The organism is Streptomyces colwelliae (genome assembly GCF_048158785.1).
Classification (GTDB): domain Bacteria; phylum Actinomycetota; class Actinomycetes; order Streptomycetales; family Streptomycetaceae; genus Streptomyces.
The window spans coordinates 1-1,683 of the sequence record NZ_JBLTJC010000758.1 but is presented as its reverse complement, the minus strand read 5'-3'; the positions used below and the strand labels follow the sequence as shown (position 1 = coordinate 1,683).

The window sequence follows — 1,683 nt, the reverse complement described above, 5'->3', positions numbered from 1 at the left end:
GGTGCCGGCTGCCTGGCTGGGACTGCACGGTCGGGCTGGTCGTCGGCGGGGACTCGGCGCTGCTGATCGACGCGGGGTCGAGCCTGGCGGAGGGCGCGCGGTTGCGCGGGCAGGCGCAGGCGCTCGCTGGACGGCGTGTGCCGCTTCTCGCGCTCACCCACCCCCATTTCGACCATGTCCTGGGGGCGGCGGCCTTTGCCGGGGCGACGGTTTTCGTGGCCGCGGGCGCGGCCGAGGTCTTCGAGAGCGGCGGTGAGGAGTTGCGGGCCGACGCGGTGCGCAACGGGCTGGACCCGCGGGCGGCGGAGAACGCGGCGGACATCCTCGTACGCCCCCGCGAACACGTGCGGGGCCCCACCCTGCTCGAACTGGACGGCGGCCCGGAGGTCCGGCTGGTGGCGATGCGGGGACACACCGCCCACGATCTCGTGGTCGTGGTGCCGGGCGACCCGCCGGTCGTCTTCTGCGGCGACCTGGTCGAGGAGTCCGGCGAACCGCAGGCGGGCCCCGACGCCGTACCGGGTCTCTGGCCGGCCGCCCTGGACCGCCTCCTGGAGCTGGGCGGCGAGGACGCGGTGTACGTGCCCGGTCACGGAGCGGTGGTGGACGCGGGGTTCGTGCGGGCCCAACGGGACGCGTTGGCAACGCGTTTCGGCGTGTCGTGACGGTGGTCGGCCCGGTTCTCCTATCGTCATCCGAATGCGCCAGTACTCCGCCGACCTGACCCCGCCGTGGAAGAAGCCCAAGCCGGCCCCCGAGGTCCCCGCGGAGGCGGGCCTGGTAGTCGAGGAGCCGGGCACCGGTTTCTGCGGCGCGGTGATCCGCTGCGAGGCCGGCACGGTCACCCTGGAGGACCGCTTCGGCAAGCACCGGGTGTTCCCGATGGAACCGAGGGGCTTCCTCCTGGAGGGTCGCGTGGTGACCCTGGTCAGGCCGCCGTCGTCGAGTGCGCTACGGCCCACTCGTACGGCTTCCGGTTCGGTGGCCGTTCCCGGTGCACGCGCGCGTGTGGCCCGTGCCGGGCGGATCTACGTCGAGGGCCGGCACGACGCCGAACTCGTCGAGCGGGTGTGGGGCGACGACCTGCGTATCGAGGGCGTGGTGGTCGAGTACCTGGAGGGTGTCGACGACCTCCCGTCGATCGTCGCGGAGTTCGCCCCCGGCCCGGACGCCCGCCTCGGCATCCTGGTCGACCACCTGCTCCCCGGCACCAAGGAGTGGCGCATCGCCCAGTCGGTCACGAGTGAGCACGCGCTGGTCGTGGGCCACCCGTACATCGACATCTGGGAGGCCGTGAAACCGTCCTCCGTGGGCATCGCCGCGTGGCCCCGCGTCCCGCACGGGCAGGACTGGAAGACGGGGGTGTGCCGGGCGCTGGGTTGGCCGGAAAACACCGGTGCGGTGTGGCAGGCGATTCTGGCCAAGGTCGGCTCGTACAAGGATCTGGAGCCGGAACTGCTGGGCAGGGTCGAGGAGTTGATCGACTTCGTCACGGCACCCGAGGACAGCTGACGCACGCTGACGAGTGCTGACGGGTCGATCCGGTCAGTCCACCAGGTCCCGCACCACCGCGTCGGCCAGCAGTCGGCCGCGCCGCCGGCGTGGTTCTACCGCGCGCACCCTGACGCGCTCCCGGTGACCCGCGAGGGCGTCCGCCTCGCCTTCGGCTCGCGGGGCGCGATC

The 1,683-nt window shown here is 72.8% G+C and carries 2 protein-coding genes and 1 pseudogene; all 3 read left to right on the top strand.

All coding sequences use genetic code 11. The annotated features are described in order from the left end of the window. A partial coding sequence (locus ACNFOC_RS54050; protein ID WP_416966266.1) for an MBL fold metallo-hydrolase occupies positions 1 to 665 on the top strand: 665 nt, incomplete at its 5' end. Positions 666 to 699: 34 nt separating this feature from the next. Continuing rightward, entirely contained in the window at positions 700 to 1,512 is an 813-nt protein-coding gene (locus ACNFOC_RS54045; protein ID WP_416966265.1) for a DUF3097 domain-containing protein, read from the top strand. 72 nt (positions 1,513 to 1,584) lie between these two features. After that, positions 1,585 to 1,683 (top strand): annotated as a pseudogene (locus ACNFOC_RS54040) (beta-galactosidase); the annotation flags it as partial.